The organism is Novosphingobium sp. MBES04 (assembly GCF_000813185.1).
Classification (GTDB): Bacteria; Pseudomonadota; Alphaproteobacteria; order Sphingomonadales; family Sphingomonadaceae; genus Novosphingobium; species Novosphingobium decolorationis.
In genome coordinates, this window is sequence record NZ_DF850488.1 from 2,340,422 (window position 1) to 2,365,532 (window position 25,111).

At 64.5% G+C, this 25,111-nt stretch carries 22 protein-coding genes and 1 pseudogene; 9 read left to right on the top strand and 14 right to left on the bottom strand.

The features are described 5' to 3' along the window. From MBENS4_RS10410 to MBENS4_RS10420, 3 genes and pseudogenes are all read right to left on the bottom strand, one after another. A partial coding sequence (locus MBENS4_RS10410) for a response regulator (protein ID WP_039390591.1) occupies window positions 1-345 on the bottom strand: 345 nt, incomplete at its 3' end. Window positions 346-586: 241 nt separating this feature from the next. Next, window positions 587-1,240: pseudogene (locus MBENS4_RS10415) on the bottom strand (LysR substrate-binding domain-containing protein); the annotation flags it as partial. Between the two features lie 142 nt (window positions 1,241-1,382). Beyond that, complete coding sequence (locus MBENS4_RS10420) at window positions 1,383-2,294, bottom strand: LysR family transcriptional regulator (protein ID WP_039390593.1); 912 nt, start codon at window positions 2,292-2,294, stop codon at window positions 1,383-1,385. 76 nt (window positions 2,295-2,370) lie between these two features. On the opposite strand from MBENS4_RS10420, the gene MBENS4_RS10425 reads away from it, so the two are divergent. Then, window positions 2,371-3,027 carry an SRPBCC domain-containing protein gene (locus MBENS4_RS10425; protein ID WP_242404864.1) on the top strand — a complete coding sequence of 219 codons (657 nt, stop codon included), beginning with the start codon at window positions 2,371-2,373 and terminating at the stop codon, window positions 3,025-3,027. Here MBENS4_RS10425 and MBENS4_RS10430 read toward each other — a convergent pair. The 3 genes from MBENS4_RS10430 to MBENS4_RS10440 all read right to left on the bottom strand — a co-directional run bounded on the left by MBENS4_RS10430 (window position 2,932) and on the right by MBENS4_RS10440 (window position 5,545). Further along, a complete protein-coding gene (locus tag MBENS4_RS10430) occupies window positions 2,932-3,978 on the bottom strand; it encodes an oxidoreductase (protein ID WP_340140813.1) in 1,047 nt (348 codons plus the stop codon). The two genes, MBENS4_RS10425 and MBENS4_RS10430, sit on opposite strands and share 96 nt — an antisense overlap. Window positions 3,979-4,074: 96 nt before the next feature. After that, complete coding sequence (locus MBENS4_RS10435; protein WP_039390595.1) at window positions 4,075-5,055, bottom strand: zinc-binding dehydrogenase; 981 nt, start codon at window positions 5,053-5,055, stop codon at window positions 4,075-4,077. After that, the gene (locus tag MBENS4_RS10440) at window positions 5,048-5,545 is read right to left on the bottom strand and encodes a lactoylglutathione lyase family protein (protein ID WP_039390597.1); all 498 of its coding nucleotides are present in this window, start codon (window positions 5,543-5,545) and stop codon (window positions 5,048-5,050) included. The genes MBENS4_RS10435 and MBENS4_RS10440 overlap by 8 nt, the downstream gene beginning before the upstream one ends. A 90-nt stretch (window positions 5,546-5,635) precedes the next feature. On the opposite strand from MBENS4_RS10440, the gene MBENS4_RS10445 reads away from it, so the two are divergent. The 4 genes from MBENS4_RS10445 (at window position 5,636) to MBENS4_RS10455 (ending at window position 11,196) form a co-directional block, all read left to right on the top strand. Further along, the gene (locus MBENS4_RS10445; protein WP_039390599.1) at window positions 5,636-6,520 is read left to right on the top strand and encodes a LysR family transcriptional regulator; all 885 of its coding nucleotides are present in this window, start codon (window positions 5,636-5,638) and stop codon (window positions 6,518-6,520) included. 802 nt (window positions 6,521-7,322) lie between these two features. Next, a complete protein-coding gene (locus tag MBENS4_RS24080) occupies window positions 7,323-8,915 on the top strand; it encodes a TonB-dependent receptor plug domain-containing protein (protein ID WP_052322187.1) in 1,593 nt (530 codons plus the stop codon). A gap of 11 nt (window positions 8,916-8,926) precedes the next feature. Next, window positions 8,927-10,195: a TonB-dependent receptor domain-containing protein gene (locus MBENS4_RS26615; protein WP_242404936.1), complete on the top strand. Its 1,269-nt coding sequence runs from the start codon at window positions 8,927-8,929 to the stop codon at window positions 10,193-10,195. Between the two features lie 56 nt (window positions 10,196-10,251). Beyond that, window positions 10,252-11,196, top strand: a complete 945-nt coding sequence (locus tag MBENS4_RS10455; RefSeq protein ID WP_039390600.1) for an isocitrate lyase/PEP mutase family protein — start codon at window positions 10,252-10,254, stop codon at window positions 11,194-11,196. A 395-nt stretch (window positions 11,197-11,591) separates the two neighbouring features. Here MBENS4_RS10455 and MBENS4_RS10460 read toward each other — a convergent pair whose 3' ends face one another. From MBENS4_RS10460 to MBENS4_RS10485, 6 genes are all read right to left on the bottom strand, one after another. Beyond that, on the bottom strand, window positions 11,592-12,977 hold the full coding sequence (locus tag MBENS4_RS10460) for a spinster family MFS transporter (RefSeq protein WP_084592036.1): 1,386 nt from the start codon (window positions 12,975-12,977) through the stop codon (window positions 11,592-11,594). 100 nt (window positions 12,978-13,077) lie between these two features. Next, a complete protein-coding gene (locus MBENS4_RS10465; protein WP_039390603.1) occupies window positions 13,078-13,593 on the bottom strand; it encodes a gluconokinase in 516 nt (171 codons plus the stop codon). After that, a complete protein-coding gene (locus tag MBENS4_RS10470; RefSeq protein WP_039390605.1) occupies window positions 13,590-14,474 on the bottom strand; it encodes an NAD(P)-dependent oxidoreductase in 885 nt (294 codons plus the stop codon). Before MBENS4_RS10470 ends, MBENS4_RS10465 begins: the two co-directional genes overlap by 4 nt. Before the next feature lie 2 nt (window positions 14,475-14,476). Then, on the bottom strand, window positions 14,477-15,556 hold the full coding sequence (locus MBENS4_RS10475; RefSeq protein WP_084592037.1) for a LacI family DNA-binding transcriptional regulator: 1,080 nt from the start codon (window positions 15,554-15,556) through the stop codon (window positions 14,477-14,479). Between the two features lie 39 nt (window positions 15,557-15,595). After that, window positions 15,596-15,946 carry a hypothetical protein gene (locus tag MBENS4_RS10480; RefSeq protein WP_039390607.1) on the bottom strand — a complete coding sequence of 117 codons (351 nt, stop codon included), beginning with the start codon at window positions 15,944-15,946 and terminating at the stop codon, window positions 15,596-15,598. Beyond that, window positions 15,943-17,001 carry an L-idonate 5-dehydrogenase gene (locus tag MBENS4_RS10485; RefSeq protein ID WP_039390608.1) on the bottom strand — a complete coding sequence of 353 codons (1,059 nt, stop codon included), beginning with the start codon at window positions 16,999-17,001 and terminating at the stop codon, window positions 15,943-15,945. Before MBENS4_RS10485 ends, MBENS4_RS10480 begins: the two co-directional genes overlap by 4 nt. A gap of 191 nt (window positions 17,002-17,192) precedes the next feature. Here MBENS4_RS10485 and MBENS4_RS10490 point away from each other — a divergent pair, with 191 nt between their 5' ends. Genes MBENS4_RS10490 through MBENS4_RS10505 form a run of 4 tightly spaced genes read left to right on the top strand, consistent with a single transcriptional unit; the run spans window position 17,193 to window position 20,842 of the window. Next, the gene (locus MBENS4_RS10490) at window positions 17,193-17,954 is read left to right on the top strand and encodes an SDR family oxidoreductase (RefSeq protein ID WP_039390609.1); all 762 of its coding nucleotides are present in this window, start codon (window positions 17,193-17,195) and stop codon (window positions 17,952-17,954) included. A 19-nt stretch (window positions 17,955-17,973) separates the two neighbouring features. Continuing rightward, the gene (locus MBENS4_RS10495; RefSeq protein WP_039390610.1) at window positions 17,974-18,930 is read left to right on the top strand and encodes a 2-hydroxyacid dehydrogenase; all 957 of its coding nucleotides are present in this window, start codon (window positions 17,974-17,976) and stop codon (window positions 18,928-18,930) included. Continuing rightward, window positions 18,927-19,667: an SDR family oxidoreductase gene (locus MBENS4_RS10500; RefSeq protein ID WP_039390611.1), complete on the top strand. Its 741-nt coding sequence runs from the start codon at window positions 18,927-18,929 to the stop codon at window positions 19,665-19,667. Before MBENS4_RS10495 ends, MBENS4_RS10500 begins: the two co-directional genes overlap by 4 nt. A 56-nt stretch (window positions 19,668-19,723) precedes the next feature. Then, on the top strand, window positions 19,724-20,842 hold the full coding sequence (locus tag MBENS4_RS10505; protein WP_052322189.1) for an NAD(P)-dependent alcohol dehydrogenase: 1,119 nt from the start codon (window positions 19,724-19,726) through the stop codon (window positions 20,840-20,842). 321 nt (window positions 20,843-21,163) lie between these two features. Here MBENS4_RS10505 and MBENS4_RS10510 read toward each other — a convergent pair whose 3' ends face one another. Together MBENS4_RS10510 and MBENS4_RS10515 are read right to left on the bottom strand one after the other, a co-directional pair. Beyond that, the gene (locus MBENS4_RS10510; RefSeq protein WP_144400891.1) at window positions 21,164-22,633 is read right to left on the bottom strand and encodes a glucan biosynthesis protein; all 1,470 of its coding nucleotides are present in this window, start codon (window positions 22,631-22,633) and stop codon (window positions 21,164-21,166) included. Between the two features lie 402 nt (window positions 22,634-23,035). After that, window positions 23,036-25,111: TonB-dependent receptor (locus MBENS4_RS10515; RefSeq protein WP_039390613.1), on the bottom strand; the 2,076-nt coding region annotated here is incomplete at its 5' end.

The following is a 25,111-nucleotide window of genomic DNA, read 5'->3' on the forward strand; positions in this document are numbered from 1 at the left end:
CAATGCATCGACGAGAGCCCCATCCATATAGGGTTTTTCTAGAAATACGGAGCCATGCGGAATGTCGTGACGGGCCAGAGGCCAGCGGCCTGACGTGATGATGATGCCGATGTGCGGCCATCGCGCCTGCGTTTCAAAAGCCAACTCCATCCCATCGATTGGCCCGGGCATGTCGATGTCAGTGAACAGGATTGCTATTGAAGAGCTCTCTTCAAGGATGCTGAGAGCACGAGTCGCATCCGCCGCCTCTCTCGGAAGGTATCCGACGCTCGCGACAAGGTCGCAGGCCGCCAGCAATATAAGGGGTTCGTCCTCGACAACGAGGACAGTGAACTTGTGGGACATGTCCAGACGTCCTTCGGCGGGGCGCAGCGGTCAGCCCGGCATGTTGTCCCGAAATCATCGGCCGAGGCTCGCAGGTTCCGTTCGAACCTGCGCACAACAATAACCGCAGGACCTTTAATTTCCACAATATTTTTCGTGCGCCAGCTTCAGAAGCCGCATGCGGTCAACCTGGATGAACGATGCTCCGGAGCTTTGATCGAAAAAACGAGTGTAATGGGCGAGCGCGCTAGCTGTTCAGCAGCTACCCATTGCTGAGGGAAGTTGGCCGTTTCGCGCTTCGGGTGCGGGCCTCGTCTCGAATCATGGTTATGATCTTGCGCAGTGTTTCGGGTTGCTGGCGGCGGCTTGGATAGTAGATGTGAATCGCTTCGCCCGGGGACGCCCCCTGGTGTAGAACTTCACGCAATTGGCCGGCATCGATCAGGTCGGTTACACGTTCGCGCAAGCAATACGCGATCCCGCAGTGATCGCGGGCGATGCCGATGGCCAACGCGCTTTCATGGACGACTGCGGACCAAGAGAGGTTGAGCGTGCGGGCTGCTTTTCCCGTGACGAGTTCCCAATGGCACATCGCACCAGTGCCCGTTCGCATGCCGATGCAGCGATGCCTTGCGAGGTCCTCCGGGCTTTCTGGCTCCCTGGCTGCTTCGAGATAGGCCGGTGAGGCGGCCATAACCCAGAGCAAAGGGTCCCCTAGCGGAATGGCGATCATGTCTTCGGGCATGCGATCGCCGAACCGGATGCCCGCATCGAAGTCTTCGCCGACGATGTCGACCATCGCGTCCTGCACCACGACCTCAAGGCCGACTTCTGGATGTTCTGCGCTGTAGCGGGCGATGACCGGGCCAAGCAGCAGCCGCGCCGCATGGCTAAGCGCATTGATCCGAAGGCGTCCAGCCGGGCTCGCCCGGTAACGGTTGAGCTAAGGCCTGCGCGCGCGCACTTTCGCATGTGAGGAGGCTAAGCGGCTGTTCCGCTCCTGGGAAGCGATTTTCTGGCGCTGAGCGTCTGAGAAGGGTCGTATTCAGCGTCGAGATCTAGTTGTCGCCTGCGCTTTTTACGCTCTTCGCTAGCTGCTGGCGCAGCCAGGCCATTGCGGGATCGTGGTGGGTCCGTTCGTGCCAAACCAGAATCTTCGTAAAGCCGGGTACCGGCAAAGGGGGCTCCTGAAGATGCAGACCTTTCTGACCTTTTACCAAGCGCGTGGGAAGTAGTGCACAGGCGTTGGATGTGCGCACCAGATCGAGGACCAGACTAAAGTTGGGGGCTGTCATGATGACCCGCCTCGTGCGGTTGAAGGCCGCCAAGGCATGATCGGTCGCACCCTGGAACCGAGTGCCGTCGTGCGACATCAGGGCGTGGTCTAAGGCACAGAACGTATCGAGGTCCATCTTCGGCCCTGCTGCGGGATGATCACGGCGCAGGACGCAGGTGTAGTGTTCCTCGAACAGGTGGCGCGCACGCAGATTCTCGGGCGCCATCTGCGGGGTGACGAGCGCGAAGTCGGTCTTGCCCTGCTCCATATCGAGCGCCAGCGTCTCCATCGCCACGGGTCGGATTGCAATCCGGATGCCCGGCGCGCTCGTGCGCAAGCCGCTTAGGAATGGGAGAAGTACGACCTGCTGTGCGTAATCGGTCGCGGCGATGCCGATGGTCCGCTCCGCCGTCGCGGGATCAAAGCCATCAGGTTGCAGCAAGGCCTCGATTTCTCCGAGCGCGCGCCGAAGCGGTTCCGCGAGAGCTTCGGCTCGAGGTGTGGGCAGAACCCCGCGCTGGGCGCGGACGAACAGCGGATCATCGAAGGTCTCGCGAAGCCGGTTGAGCATGCCGCTTACGGCCGGTTGGGTCAGGCCAAGCCGCTCGCTCGCCCGCGTAACTGATCGGGTGTCCAGAAGGGCATTGAAGGCCTTCAGGAGATTGAGGTCGGTATTCTTGATATCACTCTTCATGATGTCAGGGATATTGAGATGTGATTTCAGCTATATCAAGCGCCCGCCTATATCCTGTGCTCAGGTTTTCCCACTCATGCAGGAGTACGATATGGGCGAAATCCAGTGGCCCGCGGGCTATGTCCCGGGTTTCAGCGACAATTTCTGTTCGAACGAGGTCATCGTCCGGGATCTTGCGGTTTCCGACGCCTGGCCTTTCTTGGTCGAGGCGGCGCGCTGGCCGGGCTATTACGCCAACAGCTCGGACATCGCGATCCATGGGGACAAGGGGCCCGCGCTCGAACTCGGCGACCGCTTCTTTTTCAAGACCTTCGGCTTCCCGGTCGATGCCGAAGTGGTGGAATGCGTGCCGCCTGTCAAAGGCCAGCCAGCGCGCATCGCCTGGCACGGGTGGTCGGGTGAGGACGAGCAGCGGCTCGACGTGCACCACGCGTGGTTGATTGAGGAGCTTTCCGGGCAACGCCTGCGTATTCTCACGCAGGAAACGCAGAACGGCGCACCGGCAAAGGAGCTTGCCCTTGCGCGCCCCAATCCGATGATCAATGGCCATCAGGATTGGCTTGAAGGTCTCGTCCCGCTGCGAGAGCCGCAGCGGCTTGAGAGTTCGACTGAGGCTGGGAGGCTGACCTGCCTGGCCTCAGTCAATCACCGGACCATTCTGGGGGCCCGGATAACGGCGCAGCCAATAGGCGTATTGGTCGGGCAACACGCTGCCCGCAGCGGGCAGCCCTAGCTCGCGGGCCACTCGGAACGGATAATGCGGATTGGCGAGGTGCGCGCGCGCGGCGAAGACGACGTCCATCTGCTGTTCGTCAATGGCCCTCTCGGCGTCCTGCGGAATGTCCATGCCCCAGGCCGTGCCGACGGCAAGCCCGGTCTCATCGCGCACGCGCTTGGCGATCGGTGCCATGAAGGCCGGGGCCCAGGGCACGTTGGCTTCAATCGTCGAGAAGCCCATGCTGACGCTCAGGAAGTCGAGCCCTTCGTTCTTGAAGGTCTTCACGAGGCCAATCGCCTCCGCAAGCGTCTTTTCGTCGCGTCCATCGAACTCGATGACGCCGAAACGGGCCGTGAGCGGCAGATTCTCGGGCCAGACTTCGCGCACGGCCTGCAAGGTCTCGATCAGGAAGCGGCTGCGCGCCGTGACGTCACCGCCATAGGCGTCGGTGCGCGTGTTGGCGTGGACCGAGAAGAAGCTTTGCGCCAGGTAGCCATGCGCAAAGTGCAGTTCGAGCCACTTAAAACCAGCGTCGCGCGCGCGGATCGCGGCCGCGACGAAATCCCGCTTTACGCGCGCGATATCGTTCAGCGTCATTTCGGTCGGCACCTTGGGTAGACCGCCGCCGAAGGCCAGGGCCGAAGGCGAGATCGTCTGCCAGCCACCGGGCTGGTCGTTGGGAATGTGGTCGTCGCCTTCCCAGGGCTTGTTGGCACTGGCCTTGCGTCCGGCATGGCCGATCTGGATGCCGGGCACGGCTCCGCCCGCGGCAATGGCATGGGCGATACTGGCCATGCCCTCGACCTGGCCATCCTGCCACAGGCCCGTGCATCCCGGCGTGATGCGGCCTTCGGGCGAGACGGCAGTTGCCTCCACGATGACGAGGCCCGCACCGCCGCGCGCGATATCGGCGTAGTGGGGAAGGTGCCACTCGCTGACGTAGCCGTCCGCGCGCTGTACTGGCACATCGGCGGCACGCCGATGCGGTTGCGAAGGGTCACGTCCTTGAGTGTGAAGGGGGTGAAAAGTGCGGGCATCGTATCCTCTTTCGTGGGACTTGGTTCAGTCGAGCATGATGACGGGTTTGCCGCTGAAATCGCGGTTCCGCAGGGCGTCGAGCATTTGCGGCAGCTCCTCGAAGGTACCTAAGCGCAGGGGCTCGGGCGCAAGGGTTTTCGCGGCGACCTGAGCGAACAGATCTTCGCCGGCAGCCGTCTGGAACATCCAGTCGGTGACATCGCCATGCTGGTGGAGGGCGCCGAGCGCTACTTCATGAAGCGAAAGCGCACGGCCAAAGGCCGGACTGGGCCAGTCCGGCACCCGGCCCTGAATGCACACGAGATGGCCGTTGGCCTTCAGGCCAGGATGGAGCCGCGCGGCATGTTCGGGGCCGACCATATCGATAGCCGCCGTGAAGCGCGGCGATCCAATCTCGGAGCCCTGCTCGAGAGGCCCCGCGATCCAGTCTACGGCGCCAACCCCGGCCAGTCGCTCGCGGTGGCGGATGTTGCACATGACGCTAACGCGCCAATCCAGTTGCACGGCCAGTTGAACAAGATAGTTGCCCACCGCGCCACCCGCTCCGCTGACCAGCAGCCGCTGGTTGCCGCCCGGAGGCAGCTTTGCGAGCGCGCGCCAGGCAGTCAGCGCCGGGCAGGGCATGCTGGCGGCAAGGGCCAGGTCGAGCGCGTCGGGGACACGCATGAGCGCGTGCGCCCCGACGGGGGTGTACTGCGCGAAGCTACCGTGCGACTGCAGGCTCTGGTGGTAGGCCACGCGGCTTTCCAGCCAGGCCGGATCGACATCCGGTCCGATCTTCACCACCGTCCCGGCACCGTCGACACCGGGCACATGGCCGCGCTGCCATCCAAGCCCTCCCAGGACCTTCCAGTCCACCGGGTTGAGGCTGATCGCCGCGTTGCGCACGATGACCTCGCCCGGGCCGGGCCGTGGCATGGGCCGTGTCGCCAGGACCAGGGCGAGCGGGTCCTCGCCCGCTACCCAGGTCCAGGCGCGGTAGGTTTTGGGCAGAGCCTCAGGCATAGGCTCCGGCCGAATAGGTCAGCTCGTAGCTGTGGCTGTAGACCTCGAGGATGTTGCCGAAGGGATCCTCGCAATAGACCATGCGGTAGGGCTTCTCGCCGGGGAAATACTCGCGCACGGGCATGCGCTGCTTGCCGCCGGCGGCCACGATCTTGGCGGCCATGCCCTCGACGTCCGGGTCCTGGATGCAGAAGTGGAACACGCTGGTCTTCCAGTACTCGAAATTGTTTTCCGGCCGCTCGGCGTTGCGGAACTGGAAGATCTCGACGCCGACACGATCGCCGGTCGAAAGGTGGGCAATGCGGAAGGAGCCCCAACCCGCGCCGAAGACGTCGGTGCACATGACACCGATGGCGCTCTCGTCTTCCTCGATCGTGGTGGGCGGCATGATGAGGTACCAGCCCATGACTTCGGTGTAGAACTTCACGGCTTCGTCGAGGTCGGTGACCGACAGGCCGATATGCGAGAAGCTGCGGGGGTAGGGGGCCATTGGTGTTCTCCTGATCTGTTGCCAGGATTGTGGGGGGCGCTTATCATAATGAGAAGTGTCATAAGCTTATCATTGTGATAAGAATTTATTATGATGAACCCGCAATGGATCACCAGCTTCGTCCGCGTCGTGGAGACCGGAAGCTTCACCCGGGCCGCCGATGCCCTGAACCTGACGCAAGCCGCCGTCAGCCAGCACATGGCGCGCCTCGAAGCGCAGGCGGGCCAGCTCGTGATACGTCGCCCTCGCGCTCTCGAACTGACGCCGGCCGGACATGCGATGCTCGCCTATGCGCGTGAGGTCGAGCAAGCGGACTTGCGCCTGCGATCGCGACTGTCAGACGGCGAGCGCATGGAAGGGGAGATCAGCCTGATTACGCCCGGCAGTGTCGGCCTGATGCTCCATCCCCTGCTTCTCGACATCCAGGAACGGGAACCGGCGTTGAGCATCCGCCATCGCTTCGCTCCCGATGCCGAGATCGTCCAGTCGGTGCTGGATGCCCGGTTCGAGGTTGGATTGTCGACGACGCGCCCCGACGATGCGCGGCTGAGCCTTACGCCTTTCCTGCACGAACCCCTGGAACTGATTGTGCCCGCGGCCAGCGAGGTGAACGCCTGGGGCGATCTCGAGCGCCTGGGCTTCATCGACCACCCCGATGGAATGGCCATGGCCAAGCGGCTTTTGTCGCTACGTTTTCCTGGTAATCCCGGTCTCTCTCGCCTGCCTATCCGAGGCTTCACGAACCAAATTGCCCTCATTCTGGAACCGGTTGCCCGTGGGTTTGGTTTCACGGTCCTGCCGCGTTACGCCCGGCAGGCGTTTCGCAATCCCGAGCAGATCCTGGTGGCGGGAAATGGTCCGCCCGTGGTCGATACCCTGTGGCTTCTCCATCGTAGCGAATGGTCCCTGACGGCCCGAATGCGCAAGGTTCTCTCGAACCTGCGCGCTTCCCTTCAGGAACCTATGGCCAAATAAACTTTGAGCCCACCTTCTGGACGATAGCTCGCGAATAGCGGACCGACCGTACTTGGGCATCGAAAATTGGCAGCTGAGCGTCCGCGAAGGGTCGGGCGCGGAAGGGCTTCTATGCGCCGGTGGCGGGAGTGGCCGCCAGGCTCCCTAGTCGGCCGTTTGAGAGGCGATTTGACGTCCCGGGGAGCCGACAGTCCGGTTTCCCTTGCCGTCCAGGCTCCTCACCGGCCCAGATGGGTGGGAAGCGGACAGTTGTCGGTGTTGCTGACAAGAGGCAGCCAACGACTGGTTGCGAACGTTGATAGACATTCGATTGTTCATTCAAAGCGGATGAGATGGGTGGCTCTTTTGCTCGGGTTGCATGACAGCAAACCCATTTGGGCACTTCGATGTCGTGAGCGGGAGCCATCCGCCTCATCCCTTTTGGCACGACCGCCCTGGGTAAGCCGACCTTCGCGCTGCGGCTGCACAACGTCAGCTTAACGACTCGCCCTTTCATAGGCGCGCTCATGGGCAAAGAGCGCCGCTCGTACATAGTCCGTAAGGCCGCCTTTTAGTCCATGGCGTCAAGCAAGAGCTCGAATGTGCCGCGGAAGATCAAGCCGCTCGAGTGGGCCTTGCTCATAAATGGGACCGATCACAATGATTGGGCGATGACATAGAGATGTGCAGATAAAAATCCCACAATATCGTTCATTTTAGGCCGATAAGTGGATTTATCGTTGCGTCTCCATCCGAATCCACTTAATGGGACCGATATCACAAGAATGGTTGGTACGAGCCAGCCCGTGGAGAGGAGGAATGGATGGAGAAAATCCGTAAGGTCAGTCGCGCGGTACGTGCGCTCGGGGCGGGAAGTGCCTTGGGGGCGCTCGTCGTGGCGAGCGGCGCCTATGCGCAGACCACCCAGGGGCAGGGTGCCCCGGCGCAGGCCGCCGCCCCTGTTTCCCAGGCCGATGCCGAAGAGGCCGCGGTCCAGGAGATCATCGTCACCGGCTCGCGCATCGCGCAGAACGGCATGAACGCGCCGACCCCCGTGACCGTCATGGGCAATGACCGTATCCAGGCCCGTGCCGAAACCAATGTCGGCGATGCGTTGAACGAGCTGCCTTCGTTCCGTGCGCTGACCACGCCGAATACCCAGCAGGCGACAGGTGGCAACATCGGTGCGCGCGTGCTTGACCTGCGCGGTCTGGGTGCAACGCGCACGCTGGTCTTGGTCGATGGCAAGCGCTTCGTGCCCTCCACCACGCAGGGCACGATCGACGTCAACCTCATTCCCAGCCTGCTCGTGCGCCGGGCCGAGATCGTGACCGGCGGCGCCTCGGCGGCCTATGGCTCGGACGCAGTGGCCGGTGTCGTCAACTTCATTCTCGACAAGGAACTGGAAGGCTTCAAGGGCACCGTGCAGGCGGGCATCACTGATCGCGGTGATGGCGGCGAACGCTCGATCCAGGCCGCCTGGGGCACCAGCTTTGGCGGCGGACGTGGCCACTTCCAGGTTGCGGGCGAATACACCAAGTCCGATGGCCTGGGCGATTGCTACACGCGCGACTGGTGCCCTAACGAACAGCTCATCGGCAATTCGCCGGCCGGCTTCGACGGTAATCCGGCCAGCATCCGCAATGGCCCGGCGGGCACCGGTACGCTCTCTTCGGGCGGTCTGATCGTCGCCAATTCGGGGCCTTTGCGCGGTCTTGCCTTCAATCCTGACGGCAGCACCTACGATTACGACTACGGCACGATCTACGGCACCAACCCCTCGCCGCTGTTCACGCTGGGGGGATCGGAAGCGGGCCGCAACGGTTTCCTCGATGGCATCCTGCTGGCGCCGCCGGTCGAGCGTCTGATCGGCTATGCCCATGCCGACTATGAACTGAGCGACAGCATCAAGGCCGGCCTTGATCTTTCCTACGGGCGGATCAAGGGCATGGTGATCGGCTCGGTCGCCCGCTCCACGCTCAACATCCAGCGCGACAACGCCTATCTGCCCGGCGACGTTGCCGCGACGATGGACGCGAACGGGATCTCCTCCTTCACGCTGGGCCGGGCCTTCACCGACCTTGGCGGCGCGGTCGACCGTTCCAAGAACGAGACTTTCCGCGGTGTCTTCTCGCTCGAAGGCGACCTTTCCGATACCTGGCAGTGGGATGCCTACTACGAATTCGGCCGCAACAGCTTCCGGCAGGCTACTCGGGCAACGTGGTCGCCTCGCGCGTGGCGCGGGCCGCAGATGCGGTCATGGTGGGCGGCAATGTCGTGTGCCGGGTCAATGCCGATGGCAATCCGGCCACCAACGATCCGGGCTGTGTGCCGATCAACGTCTTTGGTTCGGGCAACATCACGCCCGAAGGTGCCGCCTACATCGCGCCCTCCGGGTATCAGACCACCAAGCTGACCGAACATGCCGTGGCGGCCAATATCAACGGCTCGCTGTTCAGCCTGCCGGGCGGTGACTTCGCGATTGCCACCGGTGCGGAGTTCCGCAGCAACAAGGCGACGGGTTCGGCCGATGCGCTCTCCAGCCAGAACGCGTTCTGGTCCTTCAACGGGCAGGCGCTCGAGGGACGGATCAACGTCGTCGAAGGCTATGTCGAGGCGAACGCGCCGCTGCTTGCCGACGTGCCACTGGCCCGCACGCTGGAGCTGAACGGCGCGCTGCGCCAGACGCACTATTCGCGTAGCAGCCCAACCGCGGATTCGAGCACGGTCGACGCCACCACCTGGAAGGTTGGCCTTGTCTATGCGCCCGCAGACCTCATCCGCTTTCGCGTCACCCGTTCGCGTGACATCCGTGCGCCCAACCTGACCGAATTGTTCGGTCCGGTGTCGCTGGGCCGCACGACCGTGGTCGACCCCGCGAACAACGGCTCGCAGATCCAGGTCAACGCCTATTCGGGCGCCAACGGCGCGCTCAACCCCGAAGAGGCCGACACCTGGACGGTGGGCGCGGTGCTGACACCGGGCGGGGCGCTGCAGGGGCTTCGCTTCTCGGTCGACTACTACGACATCAACCTGCAGGGCGCGATCTCGACCCTGGGTTCGCAGGTCCTTGTCGATCGCTGCTTTGCGGGCGACGACACGCTTTGCCAGTACATCACGCGCGATGCGAACAACATGATCACCAGCGTCTCCGACGTGCTCCAGAACGTCAGCCAGATCCGCAACCGCGGCCTCGACTTCGAGCTGACCTACGGGCTCTACATGGGCGATGCCGGCGATCTGGACCTGCGCGTGCTGGCAACGAAGTACCTGAAGTACTCCATCGCGGGCGTGGATCGTCTGGGCCAGACCGGTTTCCGTCCGGGCACCACCACTGGCGTTCCCGACTATCTGATCGATACGTCGCTGACCTGGACACGGGGCAAGGTCTCGGTGAACGCCCATGGCCGCTACATCCCCAAGGGGACCTTCGACACGACGATGGTCGGCCCGCAGGACGAGGGCTATGATCCCAGCCTGCCCAACAGCGTCAACGACAACCGCGTCGACAGCTACTTCACGTTCGACCTTGGCGTCACCGTGACGGCGACCGACCGCCTCGAGCTGTTCGGGGTCGTCAATAACCTGTTCGACACCGATCCGTCCGCTGCGGCGAGCGCGCAGGGTGGTACCAACCAGGTCTACTTCAATCCCTATGGTCGCCAGTTCAAGGTCGGCGCCCGCATCACGATGTAAGTTTCAACCGCCCGTGCCGGGCTGTCCGGCGCGGGCCCAGAAGATAGAGGAATGCCATGGCGAAGAAATCGCTCCAGGAGCTGCTCGAGACGACCGAGAAATGCATTGTCGCCCCGTGCGTCTACGACTGCGCCTCTGCGCGTGCGGTCGAACTCGTCGGCTTTGAGGCCATGATGCTGTCGGGCGGCGAAGTGTCGATCGCGATGAACGGCGTGATCGACTACGGCTTCTCCAACCTGACCGACGTCGAATGGATCACGAGCCGCATCTCGCAGACTTCCGCGATCCCGCTGGCCGCCGACATCGAGGATGGCTTCGGCGGTCCGCTCGCGGTGTACCGCTCGGCGCGCCGCATGGCGATGGCCGGCGCCAAGGCGCTGCAGCTTGAAGATGCCTCGGACATGGAGGACTCCACCGGGCTCATCTCGCGCGACAAGTACATGGAAAAGGTCAAGGCCGCGCTGGCCGCGCTGGAAGGCACCGACTGCTTCCTGATCGCGCGCACCAATGCCGATCCCGAAACCAACATGGAAGAGGGCTGCATCCGCATGGCCATGGCGCACGAACTGGGCGCCAAGATGACCACCGTGGTGAAGATCGGCACTTACGAGCACGCCAAGCACGTCGCCGAGAAGGTGCCGGGCTGGAAGATGTTCCCCGACGTGCGCGACATCGACGGTAAGCCCGCGGTCACGGCCGACCAGATCTATCCGCTTGGCTTCAACTTCATGACCATGCACTACACGCTCAAGGCCGCGATGGACGGCATGCTCGAGCACGGCCTCAAGAACGTCGCGCAGCAGGGCTGCCACTATACCTGCCAGAAGGAAGACGCGACCGGTGTCATGGGCATGAGTGCGACGCCGCTGTTCGACCCGCAGAGCTACATGGAGCTGGAGAACAGCTTCACCGGCGCGGGCAAGGAATACACCATCGTCGGCAACGCGGTGGAGGACTTCCCCGAAGGCTTCACCCGCACCAAGATCGAGGATCGTCTCTGATCCTTCCCTGACAGTTCCAACTGAACCCTCCCTTAGGGTCCGGGCGCACACCATCTCCTCCGTGCGCCCGGGGCCTTTTTTTATGCCTGGGGCAAAGGGGCAGGTGGTCAGGGGGGCAGGCGCTCGATACCGGTGAGGCGCAAGCGAGGCTGACTTCGTCGCAAGGGCCTCCTTGTTACCTTCCGGCATGATCGCCCCCGCTTATGTCGGCCAAGGGTGCGTGCCCGCCATGGGGTCGACAGTTCCGGGAGCCCGAGGGCGATGGCCCTCGGATAGTCTTTCCAGGTGGCTGTGTCTCTTCTTAGGGCCTCTCTGCACGCTGGCCTTGCGCACAAAAAAGGACGCGCGGGGCCAGGCTCGCGCGTCCTTCTCGGTGTGATCTCTGGGCGTGTGCGTCAGCTCTCGGCAGCCTCGCGCAGCTTGCGGTAGGGCTTGAGTGCGAAGAGCAGGAGGACCCACATGAGCGGGCTGGCCACACCCACCACGATTGCCATCGAGTAGCGGATGTCGGTGGGCGCGGTGAACACGTGGTCGTTCATGAAGCCGATGATGACCGGGCCAAGGCCGATGCCGACAAGCGAGATCACCATGATGTAGAAGGCGGTGACCTGTGCGCGGGCGCGGTTGGGGACGATCAGCTGCAAGGCGGTGCCTGCGCAGGGAACCGGCATGCACGAGAGGAACATGGTCGGTGCGATCAGCGCGAGCGAGGCCCAGGCGTTGGGCATGAGCGGGGCAATCGTGCCGAACACGCCGCACAGCAGGAAGCTCCAGGCCGCGACGCGCAAGGGCGCATCGACCTTGCCGGTTGCCGCCACCTTGTCGGCAAGGACGCCGGCAAAGAAGGTGCCCGCGGTGCCGAAGATGATCATGATGAGGCCAAAGCCGAGGCCAACCTGCGCCGGGTCCCAGCCGTAGACCCGGCCGAACAGCGCGGGCATCCATACGTTGTAGGCAAAGTTCACCAGGGTCACCATCGCGAAGCCCGAGAACATCAGCGTGAGCGTCAAGCGGCGCTCCTTCACCACATTCACGACCTCGCGGATCGACAGCGTGCGGTCCTGTCCGCTGCCGCGGCGCAGCGGCTCGCGCAGAAGCCAGAAGACGGGCGCAAGGAACAGGCCGGGCAGGCTGACAAGCAGGAAGCAGGCCTGCCAAGGCAGGAGGCCGAAGGGCAGGCCGTCGCTGGCAACATGCGCGGCGGTCAGTCCGTCAAGCAGCTGTCCGCCGACAAGATAGGCAAGGCCGATCCCGAACGGCGCGCTGAGGAAGAAGACGCCGACCGCGCGGCCCAGGCGCACCGGCGGAAAGAGGTCGGCCAGCAGCGAGAGGCCGGTTGGAGTGACGCTTGCCTCCCCCACGGCTACACCCACGCGCGAGACGAACAGCTGCGTGAAGTTGCGGGCAAGACCCGAGGCCATCGAGAAGGCGGAGAACAGCAGAAGCGAGATGCCCAGCAGGCCCGTGCGCCGGTGCTTGTCGGCAAGGCGCCCAATGGGCACGCTGCACAAGGTATAGAAGATCCCGAAGGCGACGCCCTGCAGCATGGCAAAGCGGGTGTCGTCCATCCCGAAGTGGCCCTTGACCGGCTCGACCGTCAGATTGAGCACCACGCGGTCGAACTGCGAGGCAATCGAGGCCAGCGCGAGCAGCGCCGCGATCATCCAGCTGCGACGGCCTGGAGGCCAGGCGGTTTCGCGGTCGGCCGGCTGGGTGGCCGAAGCCGTGGCGGGTGGAGCCTCGGGCTGCCGGGGGGCGGCCGCAGGCGCACTATGGGCCATGGGTAATCCTCTTCCTACTTGCGAGACCGGCCCGATCTGGTGTCGGGTCCGTATCGTGCTGGCTGCTCCGGGCGGGGCCGGGCTCAGCCGTCTTGGGGTGTCAACCGGGAGGGGCTCCCGTTGCGTGGAGTGCGCGGCAGACGAGCGCGACCTGCTCGTCGCTGGGCAGATGGCCGTCGACCGGACAGGCGTTCTCGTCCGCGGCCGGAGGTTCGAGTGTGGCAAGCTGGCTGGTGAGCAGCGAGACCGGCATGAAGTGCCCGGGCCGGGTCGTCATGCGGTGTTCAAGGCCCGCCGCATCGATCTGGGGCAGCACGAACAGCACGTCGCCGGCAATCGCGCGCAGGCGGTCGCGGTAGCTGCGCTTGAGCGCTGAGCAGGAGGCGACCGCGCCTTGGGGATGCGCGGCGAGCGCGTGCGCGACCGCATCGAGAAAAGGCGCCCGGTCGGTATCATCGAGCGCGAGCCCCGCTGCCATCTTGGCGCGGTTGGCTTCAGGGTGGAGTTCGTCGCCCTCGATGAAGGCCCAGCCCAGCTGGCGGGCCAGCGCCGAAGCCAGCGTCGTCTTGCCGCAGCCGCTGGGGCCCATCACGACAATGGCGCGCGCAGCGCTCATGCCGCAGGTTCCTCGCGGGCCATGTCGAAGAGGCGGACGTATTCGGCGCTGTCGGCCGCGCCCAGGCCGCCACTGACGAGCATGCGGTGAAGGTCTGCGGCCAGTGTGGTGAGGGGCATGGCCAGCCGCTTGCTCATGGCCGCAGCCTGCACCGTCTCCAGGTCCTTGAGCATGTTGTCGATGCGCCCGGTCGGTGAAAAATCGCGTGCGGCCATCTTGCCCATGAATTCCTGGAGGATGCGCGAATCTGCACGCCCTCCGGCAAGCGCTGCCGGAATCTTGCTGGCATCCACGCCTTGCGCCTCGGCAAAGCGGACGCCCTCGGCGACGGCGAGGAAGGTGTTGGCGCACAGCAGCTGGTTGATGAGCTTGACCGTCTGTCCGGCGCCGGGGCCGCCCAGGTGGGTTGCGTTGCTGGACAGCGCCTCGATTAGGGGACGAGCGCGGGCAACGGCTTCGTCGTGCCCCCCGATCATGAGCGTGAGCGTGCCCTTGGCGGCCGCAGGCGCGCCGCCTGAAAGCGGCGCATCGACCCACTCCATCCCGGTCTCGTCCAGGAGCCGCGCGGCGAGCTGTGCTGAACGTCCGGCATCGATGCTCGACATGTCGAAGAGGATCTTGTCCGAGGTGGCGGCCTCGGCAATTCCGTCCGGTCCGAATACCGCGCTTTCCACGATATCGGCGGAGTTGAGGCTGGTGATGACGAAATCGGCCGCGCCAGTCGCTTCGGCCGCGTTGGCCGCAAGGCGGGCGCCCTTGGCGACAAGCTCGTCGCATCGTGTGGAATCGCGGTCGTAAAGGGTGAGCCCTGCGCCTGTTTCGAGGAGCCGTCCGGCAATCGCCGAACCCATGACTCCCACTCCGATGACCGCGATCTGCATGTCTACTGTGTTCCCTTGACCGACGCGCGCTCGATCAGGCTGAGCCCGACATCGATGCGCTGTTGTGTGCGTTCCTGTTCGCTGGCGGCCAGGATCTCGAGCAGCGTGCGCCCGGTGCGCTGGCCCAGCGCCCGAAAATCGACGTGAATGGTGGTGAGCGGCGGATTGATCTCGCGCCCGATTTCGAAATCGCCAAAGCCCATGATGGAGACCTGCCCGGGCACGTCGATCCCGCGGCGCTGGCATTCCATCACGGCGCCCACTGCCGACATGTCCGAGACCGCGAAGACGGCCTCGATGTCGGGGTGGCGCTCCAGCATCGCGGCCATGGCGCGCGAGCCGTGGGCGAAGCTGACCGGGGCTTCGCCGAAGCGCAGCACGTAGTCCCGGGAGAGCCCGCTGGCCGCCAGTTCCTCCTCGAAGCCGCGCACGCGCTCCTCGCCGCGGTGGTCGGTGACCTTCTCGCCCGGTGTCGCGGCGAGCGCGCCGATGCGGGTGAAGCCCTTAGCGATGAGATAGCGTGCGGCGGTGCGCCCGACCTCGTAGTTGGAGAAACCGATCGCGTGTTCGAGCGGCTGGCTGGGCAGGTTGGCGACCTCGATCACCGGGATGTCGGCGGCCAACAGCATGCGGTTGGCGTTGCGACGCTGGAGCGAGCCGGTGATGATGATCGCCTCGGGGCGACGGGCGAGCAGCGCGCGCATCTGGCGCTCCTCCTCGGCCGTGTCGTAATCGGTGTAGGCGACCAGCAGATGGTAGTCGCGCTCGCGCAGCACTTCAGTCAGCCCGTGGGCAACCGCAGCAAAGTTGGCGTTGGTCAGCGTGGGCAGCATCAGCGCGATGAAGCCGGTCTTGCGGCTGGACAGGCTGCCCGCCGCGCGATCGGGCACATAGCCCAGGCTGTCGATCGCGCGCAGCACCTTCTCGCGCGTGGCCGGCGTGACCAGATCGGGCGTGCTGATCACGCGCGAGACCGTCATGCGCGAGACACCGGCAAGCCGCGAGACGTCCCGGATCGTGGGACGGCCCGTGGTCTGCGGGGCCTTGCCGGTCTCGGCGCTGGGCGGGTGCGTGCTGGACATTTCGTGAGGGTTCCTGAAAGGGCGCAAAGCCCCGGCATATCAGCTGACGTGCGCGGCCTCTACTGCCGCTACGGGATTGCCCTCACTGACGTAGTGGTAGAAGCGCCCCTCGAACATTTCGAGCACCTCGAGCGTGGCCGCCCGGGCTGCATCGCGTGCCGGTGAGGCGAGCGCCTCGGCCAGTTCGGCGTGGCCGGGATAGTCGATCTGCTGCATCATCACGATTGAGGGCGCGCCCTCGTCAGCCTGGTCCATGTAGAACAGGCGCACGTCGAGCGCGTGGGGGAAGGCCTTCCAGGCCGAACCCAGGCGATGGATCACGGCGTCCTTGAACGCGGCCTCGCAGCCAGGCTTGATGGTGCCTTCGAAAACGGCGGTGCGGGTAATCATGCGGCGAACTCCGGATCCATGGCAATGTGCAGTTTGACGACGCGCGAGCGGTCGCCCGCGCGCTCGAAGGCGTCCACCGAATCGGCGAGCGCATACGTGCCCGAAAGAATGGGCGAGACGTCGATTGTGCCCGCCACGATCAGCTCGACCGCGAGGTGGAATTCGCCGTTGGCGCGGAAGGCACCCATGAATTCGACTTCGCGGGCCTGAAGCTTGTTGACGGGCACGGGGGCATCGCCCGGGGGCAGCATGCCGACCTGGATGATGCGCCCGCCGCGCCGGACGGCCTCGAACAGCGAGCCCAGCGCGGCGGCGGCGCCGGAGGCCTCGAAGGCAACGTCGAAGTGGTCCTTGAGGGCCTCCAGCTCGGCGCTGTTCTTGGCCACGTTGATGGTGCGGTCCGCGCCCATCGTGCGGGCCACGTCCAGCGCGGCGTCCTCGATGTCGGTCGAGACCACTTCAAGCGCGCCCGCCCACTTCGCGCAGCGCGCGGTCAGCAGGCCGATCGGGCCGGAACCTGTGACCAGAACGCGCTTGCCCATCAGCGAACCCGCGCGGGCGACCGCGTGGAGGCCGACCGACAGCGGTTCGGCGACCGAGAGCTTGAGCAGGTCGGTGTCCTCGGGGACGGGAATGATCTGGTCCGCGCGCAGAATGAGGTGCTGGGCAAAGCCGCCCTGAACATGGGGAAAGCGGCCCGCGCTGCCTAGGAAGAACATGTCCTCGCACAGGTTCATGCGGCCCGCGCGGCACTGGCTGCAGGTCAGGCATGGGCGGCTCGGGTCGAGCGCGGCGCGCATGCCCGGCTTCAGGCCGGGATTGAGTTCCTCCACGCCCGCGCCGCATTCGACGACGGTGCCGGAGATCTCGTGGCCCAGGACCATCGGTTCGCGCACCACGTTGTCACCCACCGAACCGCGGTGGAAGTAGTGCATGTCCGAGCCGCAGATGCCGCCGAAGGCAACGGCGACGCGGACTTCCTCGGGCGCCAGGGCGCGGTCGGCGCGCTCCTCGACGCGCAGGTCCTTCTTTCCATGGCAGATGGCTGCGAGCATTGAATCCTCTCCTTGTTATGTGGGACCGATACCATTGGTGGGCTGGGGAGGCAATGGGGAGCGGCGGTGGCAGCAAAATTTATGCAATTACCTTAGAGTAGGGGGAATTTCCTCACATCCTGTATACGTGATGACGGTTGCAATGGGACCGATCACACGATAGGCGGGAGGCATATAAAGGAGAGTTTGCCGTGAAACTATTCAGCCTAGAGGGCCGCCGTGCCCTGATTACCGGGTCCTCGCGGGGCATCGGGTATTCCATAGCCGAGGCGCTGGGCGCGGCCGGGGCCGAGCTCGTGCTCAACGCGCGTTCGCCCGGGGCGCTTGATGAGGCCGCCGAAAGCCTGCGCGCGCGCGGTATGGAGGTGGCAACCTCCTGCTTCGACGTGACTGACGCCGCAGCCGTCAATGCGGCTATCGCCGCGCTCGAAGCGGACCTTGGTCCCATCGATATCCTCGTGAACAACGCCGGTATTCAGCGCCGGGCACCGCTCGACCAGTTCGACGATGCGGCCTGGCGCGAGCTCATGTCGACCAACCTCGACAGCGTCTATTATGTTTCGAAGGCGGTTGCGCAGGGCATGATCGCGCGCGGGCGCGGCAAGATCATCAACATCGGTTCGGTCCAGTGCGAACTCGCCCGTCCGGGCATCGCGCCCTACACCGCCAGCAAGGGTGCGGTGAAGAACCTGACGCGCGGGATGTGCGCGGACTGGGCCGGCCATGGCCTCCAGATCAACGCCATCGGCCCCGGCTACTTCGCGACCCCGCTCAACAAGGCACTGGTCGAGGATCCCGATTTCGACGCGTGGCTGCGCAAGCGCACGCCTGCGGGCCGCTGGGGCAACCTGGAGGACCTGCACGGCGCGGCCGTCTTCCTGTCCTCCGGCGCCTCGGACTTCGTGAACGGCCAGACGATCTACGTCGATGGCGGCATTCTGTCGGTCATCTGAGCGGGAAAGGACACGCACAATGGAAGGCGATCAAAAGCCGCTGGCTTTGCAGCTGTGCCCCTTCTCCCCGGCCATGGAGGCCGAGATCGGGGCGCGCTTCGTAATCGAACGCTGGTTCGAGCGCAATGAGGGCGAACAGGCCGACTGGCTTGCCGAGAACGGCGCGCGCGTGCGCGCGGTCGTGACCGGGGGCCACATCGGTTGCCCTTCGCCGTTGATGGAGGCGCTGCCCGAATTGGCCATCATCGCGATCAATGGCGTGGGCTTCGACAAGGTGGATTTGACCCTGGCTTCGGCGCGCGGCGTGGCTGTCACGACGACGCCGGGTGTTCTTACCGACGATGTGGCGGATCTTGCCATCGGTCTCGTGGTTGCGCTCTTGCGGCGGATCCCCGCGGCCGACGTCCATGTGCGCAAGGGGCTCTGGCCCAAGGGCGACATGGCGCTGGCCCGCAAGGTTTCGGGCAAGCGCTTCGGTGTGCTCGGCCTGGGGCAGATCGGCATGGCAATTGCCCGCCGTCTGGAAGCCTTCGGCCCTGTTGCGTACTGCGATGCAGCGCCCAAATCGGTCGACTACGCCTATCATGCCGATCCGGCCGCGCTGGCCGCTGCGAGCGATGTCCTGGTGGTGGCCTGCGCGGCGACGCCCGCGACACAGGGTCTGGTCGATGCCGGGGTGCTCGAGGCGCTCGGCGCGGACGGCTACCTCGTCAACGTCGCGCGGGGGTCGGTGATTGACGAACGGGCTCTGACCCGCGCGGTCGAAGAGGGCGTGATCGCCGGCGCCGCGCTCGATGTCTTCGCGCGCGAGCCGCACGTCCCCGACGCTCTGATCGCCAGCGAGCGGACAGTGCTGACCCCGCACGTTGCCAGCGGCACGGTGGAAACCCGGCAGGCCATGGCGGACCTGGTGGTGGCCAATCTCGACGATTTCCTGGCAGGGAGCGCGCCGCGTACCGCGCTGCCGCGGCCATGAGGCGGCGTGCGCTCATCACGGGCGCGGGCAGCGGCATCGGGCGCGCGGTGGCGCAAACGCTGGCCGCCCGGGGCTATCGCCTGGCTCTGGCCGGGCGGCGCACGGACGCGCTGGAGGAGACCTGCGCTCTCTTGGAGGGCGAGGGGCATTTTCCCGTCGCCGCCGACGTCACAGACCCGGACAGCGTGGCCGCGCTGTTCGAGACGACAGTGGACACCTTCGGGAGGCTCGACCTTCTCTTCAACAACGCCGGGGTCAGCATCGGCGGAGCCATCGACAGCTATGCGCTGGACGACTGGAAACGGACCGTCGACACCAATCTGACCGGGGCCTTCCTGTGCCTTCAGGCCGCCTTCCGGGTGATGAAGGCGCAGGAGCCGCGCGGCGGGCGGATCATCAACAACGGGTCGATCTCCGCTCATGCGCCGCGTCCCGAATCCATTGCCTATACCGCGACCAAGCACGCAGTCACGGGGCTGACCCGGTCCTGCGCGCTTGACGGGCGCGGCTATGATATCGCCTGCGGCCAGATCGATATCGGCAACGCGGCGAGCGCGATGGGTTCGGTCATGGCCGAGGGCGTGCCGCAGGCCAACGGCACCCGCATGGCCGAACCGGTCATGGACGTCGCGCAGGTGGGTGAGGCCGTCGCCTATATGGACAGCCTGCCGCTTGAGGCCAACGTCGCCTTCATGACCGTGATGGCGACCAAGATGCCGTTCGTCGGTCGCGGCTGACCAAGGGCAGGGGCCTGCCCGCCCCAAACGGATTTCGCTCGCCAAGGAGCCTGGAAATGACAAGCAAGACAGTTGCCCGCGCCGCGATCTGCAGCGGGCGTGAAGAGCCTTTTGCCATCGCGGATATCGAACTCGATGCGCTGCGCGACGATGAGGTGCAGGTGCGCATTGTGGCCTGCGGTATCTGCCATACCGACATGGCGGTGCGCGATGCGCAGCTGCCCGTGCCGCTTCCGATCGTGCTCGGCCATGAAGGCGCCGGGATCGTCGAGGAAGTCGGCGCGGGCGTGACCTCGGTCCGCCCCGGGGACCGGGTGGTAATGAGCTTCAATTCCTGCGGCTCGTGCCCCAGCTGCGCGGTCGATGCGCCGACGTACTGCTACGAATTCTATCCCAACAACTGGTCGGGACAGCGTGCCGACGGCTCACCGGTCCTGTTTCGCGAGGGCGAGCCTCTCAACGGCAACTTCTTCGGGCAGTCCGCCTTTGCGACGAAAGCCATCGCGCATGAACGCAACGTCGTGCGCGTGCCCGATATGATGGAAAATGTGGATCTTGCCAACCTGGCGCCGCTCGGTTGCGGCCTTATGACGGGGGCGGGCGCGGTCCTCAACGCGATGAAGGTACGTGCAGGCCTGCCCATCGCGATCTGGGGCGCGGGCACCGTGGGCATGGCCGCAATCATGGCCGCGCGCATTGCCGGGGCCGATCCGATCATTGCCATCGACGTGCACGACAGCCGGCTCGAGATGGCTTGGGAACTGGGCGCGACCCACGTCTTCAACGAGCGCACGCAGGACATCGAGGCCGAGATCCGCAAGCTGTGCCCGAACGGCCTCGGCTATGCTTTCGATACGACCGGCGTGAACAAGCTGATCGAACTGGCTTTCACCCTGCTGGCCCCGATGGGGACGCTGGGCATGGTCGGCGCCTCGGCGCCCGAGGACATGCTTTCCTTCAACGAGGCCAGCTTCATGAGCAACGGGCGGCGCGTCATGGGTATCCTGGGAGGCGATGCGGATCTGCAGGACTTCCTGCCCCAGCTGATGGAGCATTACCGCGCGGGTCGCTTTCCTTTCGACAAGCTGATTAGCTTCTATCCCTTCGAGGAAATCAACGAAGCAATTGCAGCCAGTGAGAGCGGTAAGGTCATCAAACCGGTCCTGCGCATGTAGCATTGCCGAGGCCTGCGTCGGTGCACGCGCGTTTTGCGGCTCAAATGACGGAAGGGGGCGCGGCCGCCGACGCCGAGAAACGGCAACTGTCGTTGCAGTTGCGCTCCAGACCGGACGTTCCGCGACCGGCCCGGCTTGCGCATGCGGCGAGGGCAAGCGGACTTTGCGGTCGGAGAGACCTGAAATCGGCGGCTGAGCGTCTCACAAGGGTCGAAGGAGGGCGGGTTGAAGGTTCACGCACCACCGCGCAGTTGAGGGCCCCTGATCGCAAGGGCGAGTGAACTCCGCTTCAACTCGCAATCATTGTGACTACCGTTTCACTTAGTACCGTGGCTCTGTCGGCCAGATGAACCTAAACTCGGGGTTCCGCGCGACAGTCTGACGCAGGTCGAGCATCACACGCCACGTCGCCACTTTGCCGACGACAGGATAGGCCGCCAAAGCCGAGACCGCCTCTGACGGGAGGTCGGTAATTGCTGTGATCCCGGATTGGCGGGTCTTTCCCAGAAGAGTCGGGCCCTGAAAATCGAAGATATATTTTCGCGCATTCTTATCACCAGGAGCGCCAGGCCTCCCGGCGGGGCCTTCAAAGCTATCCACACAGCGCGCTTGAACATCCGCGTCGGGTTCTTCACTCGTCCAATGAAGGCGATAGGCAACGTCATGTTGCTTCCCAGGCTTAGGCGCTTCATCAGCAACCCAGAACGCGACGACGTTGTCCTGCGTCTCGCTTTCGGTTGGCATTTCGTAGAGAATGACTTGCCCCTTTCCCCAATCGCTCAAGGGTTTCACCCAGAGGGAAGGGCGGCGATTGTAGAAGGCGCCGTCGTCCTGGTAGTCCTCGAAATGCCTGTCGCGTTGCAGGAGGCCGAAGCCTCTGAGGTTGTCAGCCTTAAAGCTTGTAGTGCGAGCGCTCGTAGGCACCACGAGCGGGCGCCAGATGCGTTCGCCGGAACCGAAGTGCACGACGAGACCGTCGGAATCGTGGACTTCAGGCCGCCAGTCTGCTTTCGGCCCCTTCTGATCGTACCAGAACATGCTGGTAAGAGGGGCGATTCCAAGCCGCTCGACGGAGCGCCGCAAGAACAGACTGATCTGCGCGTCCTGCTCCACTCCGTCATCTGTGAGGCGGCAATCGAATGAACAGGCTCCAGTTAGGCTAGGACCGTCGAGCAGGGCGTATATTTGCACGTGATCTGGTCCATGCTCCTCGATCCAGAAAGCCGTAAATGCGGGAAATTCTTCCTCATCGGCAAGCGCAGTGTCGATGGCCACGGCCCGTGCGGACAAGCCGTACTGATTTTCTTGACCCGAAGTGCGAAAATACGAAGCCCCCAGGAATGCGAGCCAATCGGCGTCACCCGTGTCACGCATGACCCTGAAGCCAGCGGGCTGCCGGTTTTCTTCACCAACGAACATGCCTGTCTGGTCTATCAATTTACGCGCCATGCCATTTGCAAGATGATGAAGTTCTACCGGTTTTTCGGCAATATTACGGGCAGCAGGGAAAAGGCGGATGCTCTTCCCAAAGCGTTTGGCCTTTCCGTAGGCAAGAGCTCCAAAGGCGTCGAACTCCGTCGCCGCCTGTACCGCGACTGCTGGTGCAGTGAATGGCTGGGTCGAGAGTTCCCGGGCGTTTCGCAGCAGAGTTTGCCATGTAAACGGCCTGGCTGGATCGAAAGCTTCGCTCTGCGCAAGGGCAATCCCGGGAGCGATGCATAGCCCCATCCCCGTGAAAAACATTGCCTGAGTTGCCAAACGTCGTGAGACGACGTGATGCCTGCTCTCCATCGGTCGCTGCCTTTTTAGCTTGTCTCTCTCCAATTCGATTCAAAACATTTTCTAGCGTACCAAGTTCCGTAAGAGCGGGCGATCTAACTCAGCAAGATTGATCTGGTTGGAGTGACGTGCCCCCGCCTAATTCCTCCAGACAAGGATCGAAAATACGGTCCAAGGGATTCCCGCTGTTGGATTTCGGACAGTCCGCACCTCGTGGCTGTGAATCGGTGACTGAGCGACTTGAATGGGTCGCCTCCCGCTTGAAGCTAGGCATGGCCTGCCTTGTCGTCGAAGTGAGGCCGCTGGGCGAACGCGCAGCGGATCTGGTTTCGGAGGATCCGTCCCTCTGTTTGGACAAGATGGGCGCCGAAGCCATGTCGTCCTCCCGGTGCCGAGGCACCGGGAGGAGCGAGTTCAGAACTGGAACGCGACGCCGCCGCCAATCACGCGGGGGTCGTTCACGAAGGCCGTCAGGTTGTTGAAGTCGATCGCGCCGATGACGTTCGATTCATTGGTGATGTTGCGGGCAAAGGCGAAGACGTCGACACCATCGCTGGGCGAACGCCAGCCCAGACGCGCGCCGCCCTCGAAGTTCGTCCCGACGTGGAACTCGGTCGCATCGTAGAGGAAGATGTTGAAGTCCGATTGCGCCACCCAGTCGGTCTGCGCGTAGAGCTTGCTGCCACCCGCCAGTTCGTGGGTGTAGGAGGCCGTCAGGTTCATTAGCCAGCGCGGGGCCTGCGGGAACGGATTGCCGTTGATTGCCGCGCGCCGCGTGGTGCCGACGTCCACGATGGGATCCCGCACGGTGCAGGCGGCCCCGCAGAACGCGACAAGCATGTCCGGATCGGAAATGCGCGTGAAGTTGTACGAAACCCCGCCGGTCAGCATCAGCCCGGGCAGCGGATTGGCGCTGGCTTCGAATTCCACGCCGCGCCCGATACCGCGCCGCGCGTTGATGAGCTGGTTGAAATTGCCCTGGCCTCCGATCGCGGTGAATTGCGGATCGTCGATGCGATAGGTGTAGGCGGTGAGGTCGGCGCGGAAGCGGTTGTCCGGGGTCGCCGCCTTGATGCCGATCTCGTAGGAGATGATCGTCTCGGAATCGGCCGTGGTCAGGATATCCGAGCTGGCGATGCGTCCTTGGATCGACGGGCCACGGTAGCCACGCGCGATGCGGCCGAACAGGCTGACCTGCGGGCTGACGCGGTAGAGCGCGCTGACATCCCAACTGGGCTGGTCATCGCTGACCGAGCGGGTATCGATGAAGTAGCGACCGAGCGTGCGCTCGGCCACGAGATCGCGTTCATCGCGGGTCCAGCGCGCACCGCCGGTGAGACGCAGGCTGTCGGTCACATCGTAGCGCACCTGCCCGAAGACGGACCAGCTGTCGCTCTTCTGGTTGAGCGTGGAGATGACCGTGGGATCCAGGCCTCCGGTTCCGTTCCAGCTGGCCGAGATCAACTCAAAGCTTTCGTGCCAGTAGAACGCGCCGAGCTGCCAGCCAAAGCGGGAATTGCCGTTGCTCGCAAGGCGCACCTCGTAGGTCTGCTGGTCGAGGTCGCTCGACAGCGTGCCGGTTTCGGACGGGAAGGGGATCGTGCCGCTGCCCGGCGTCGTGCCCAGCACACCGCCATCGATGTCGCCGCGCCCCGAGCTGCCGCCCTGGTAGGCCGAGACAATGCCGGTCAGCGTCGCAGCGCCCAGGTCGTAGTCGACATGGAGGGCCTGCGACTTGGTGTGCTGGGCCTGCGGGTTGTTGCGCCCGCCGTCGTAGTAGACGCGGTCGCGGTCGTAGCGTTCGTTGAGCTTGTTCGATCCGGTCGTGAGCACGTTGGCGCGGTTGAGAGTGCCGGTGCCCCGGTAGTCGCGTGCCTGCAGCGTGAGCAGGACCGAGAGGCGGTCATCGGGCTGCCACTGTGCGTGAATGCGTCCGGCGATGTCGTCGAAACCGCCAAGGTCGTGGCCGGGGCGGTTGAAGGTCGTATCCTCGTAGCCGTTGTCGACCCAGTTGTCGCGGTGATTGACGAGCCCTGCAACGCGGAACGACAAGGTGTCGGTGGCCGGAATGGTCAGGCCGACCTCGCCGCGGATGGTCCCCATTTCCCCGAGCGTGAACTGCGCCTGCCCGCCCGCGTCCTGGCCCGGACGGCGGGTGTCCATCTTGACGACGCCCGCGGGCGTGTTGCGCCCGAACAGCGTACCTTGCGGGCCCTTGAGAACCTCGACGCTTTCGACGTCGAAAAGTGGGAAGCTCTTGAGGTAGACGTTTTCCAGGACCACGTCGTCGAGCACGACCGAGACCGGCTGCGAGGCGTTGAAGTCGAAGTCGACGTTGCCCAGGCCGCGGATGTACAGGCGCGGGGCGTAGCGCCCGTTCGAGCTCTCGACATAGAGGCTGGGAACCCGTCCGGCGAGCGAGAGAATGTCCGCGCCCCCTTCCGAAATGGCCGAGAGCTTGCCGCTGTCCAGCACCGAAACTGCAATCGG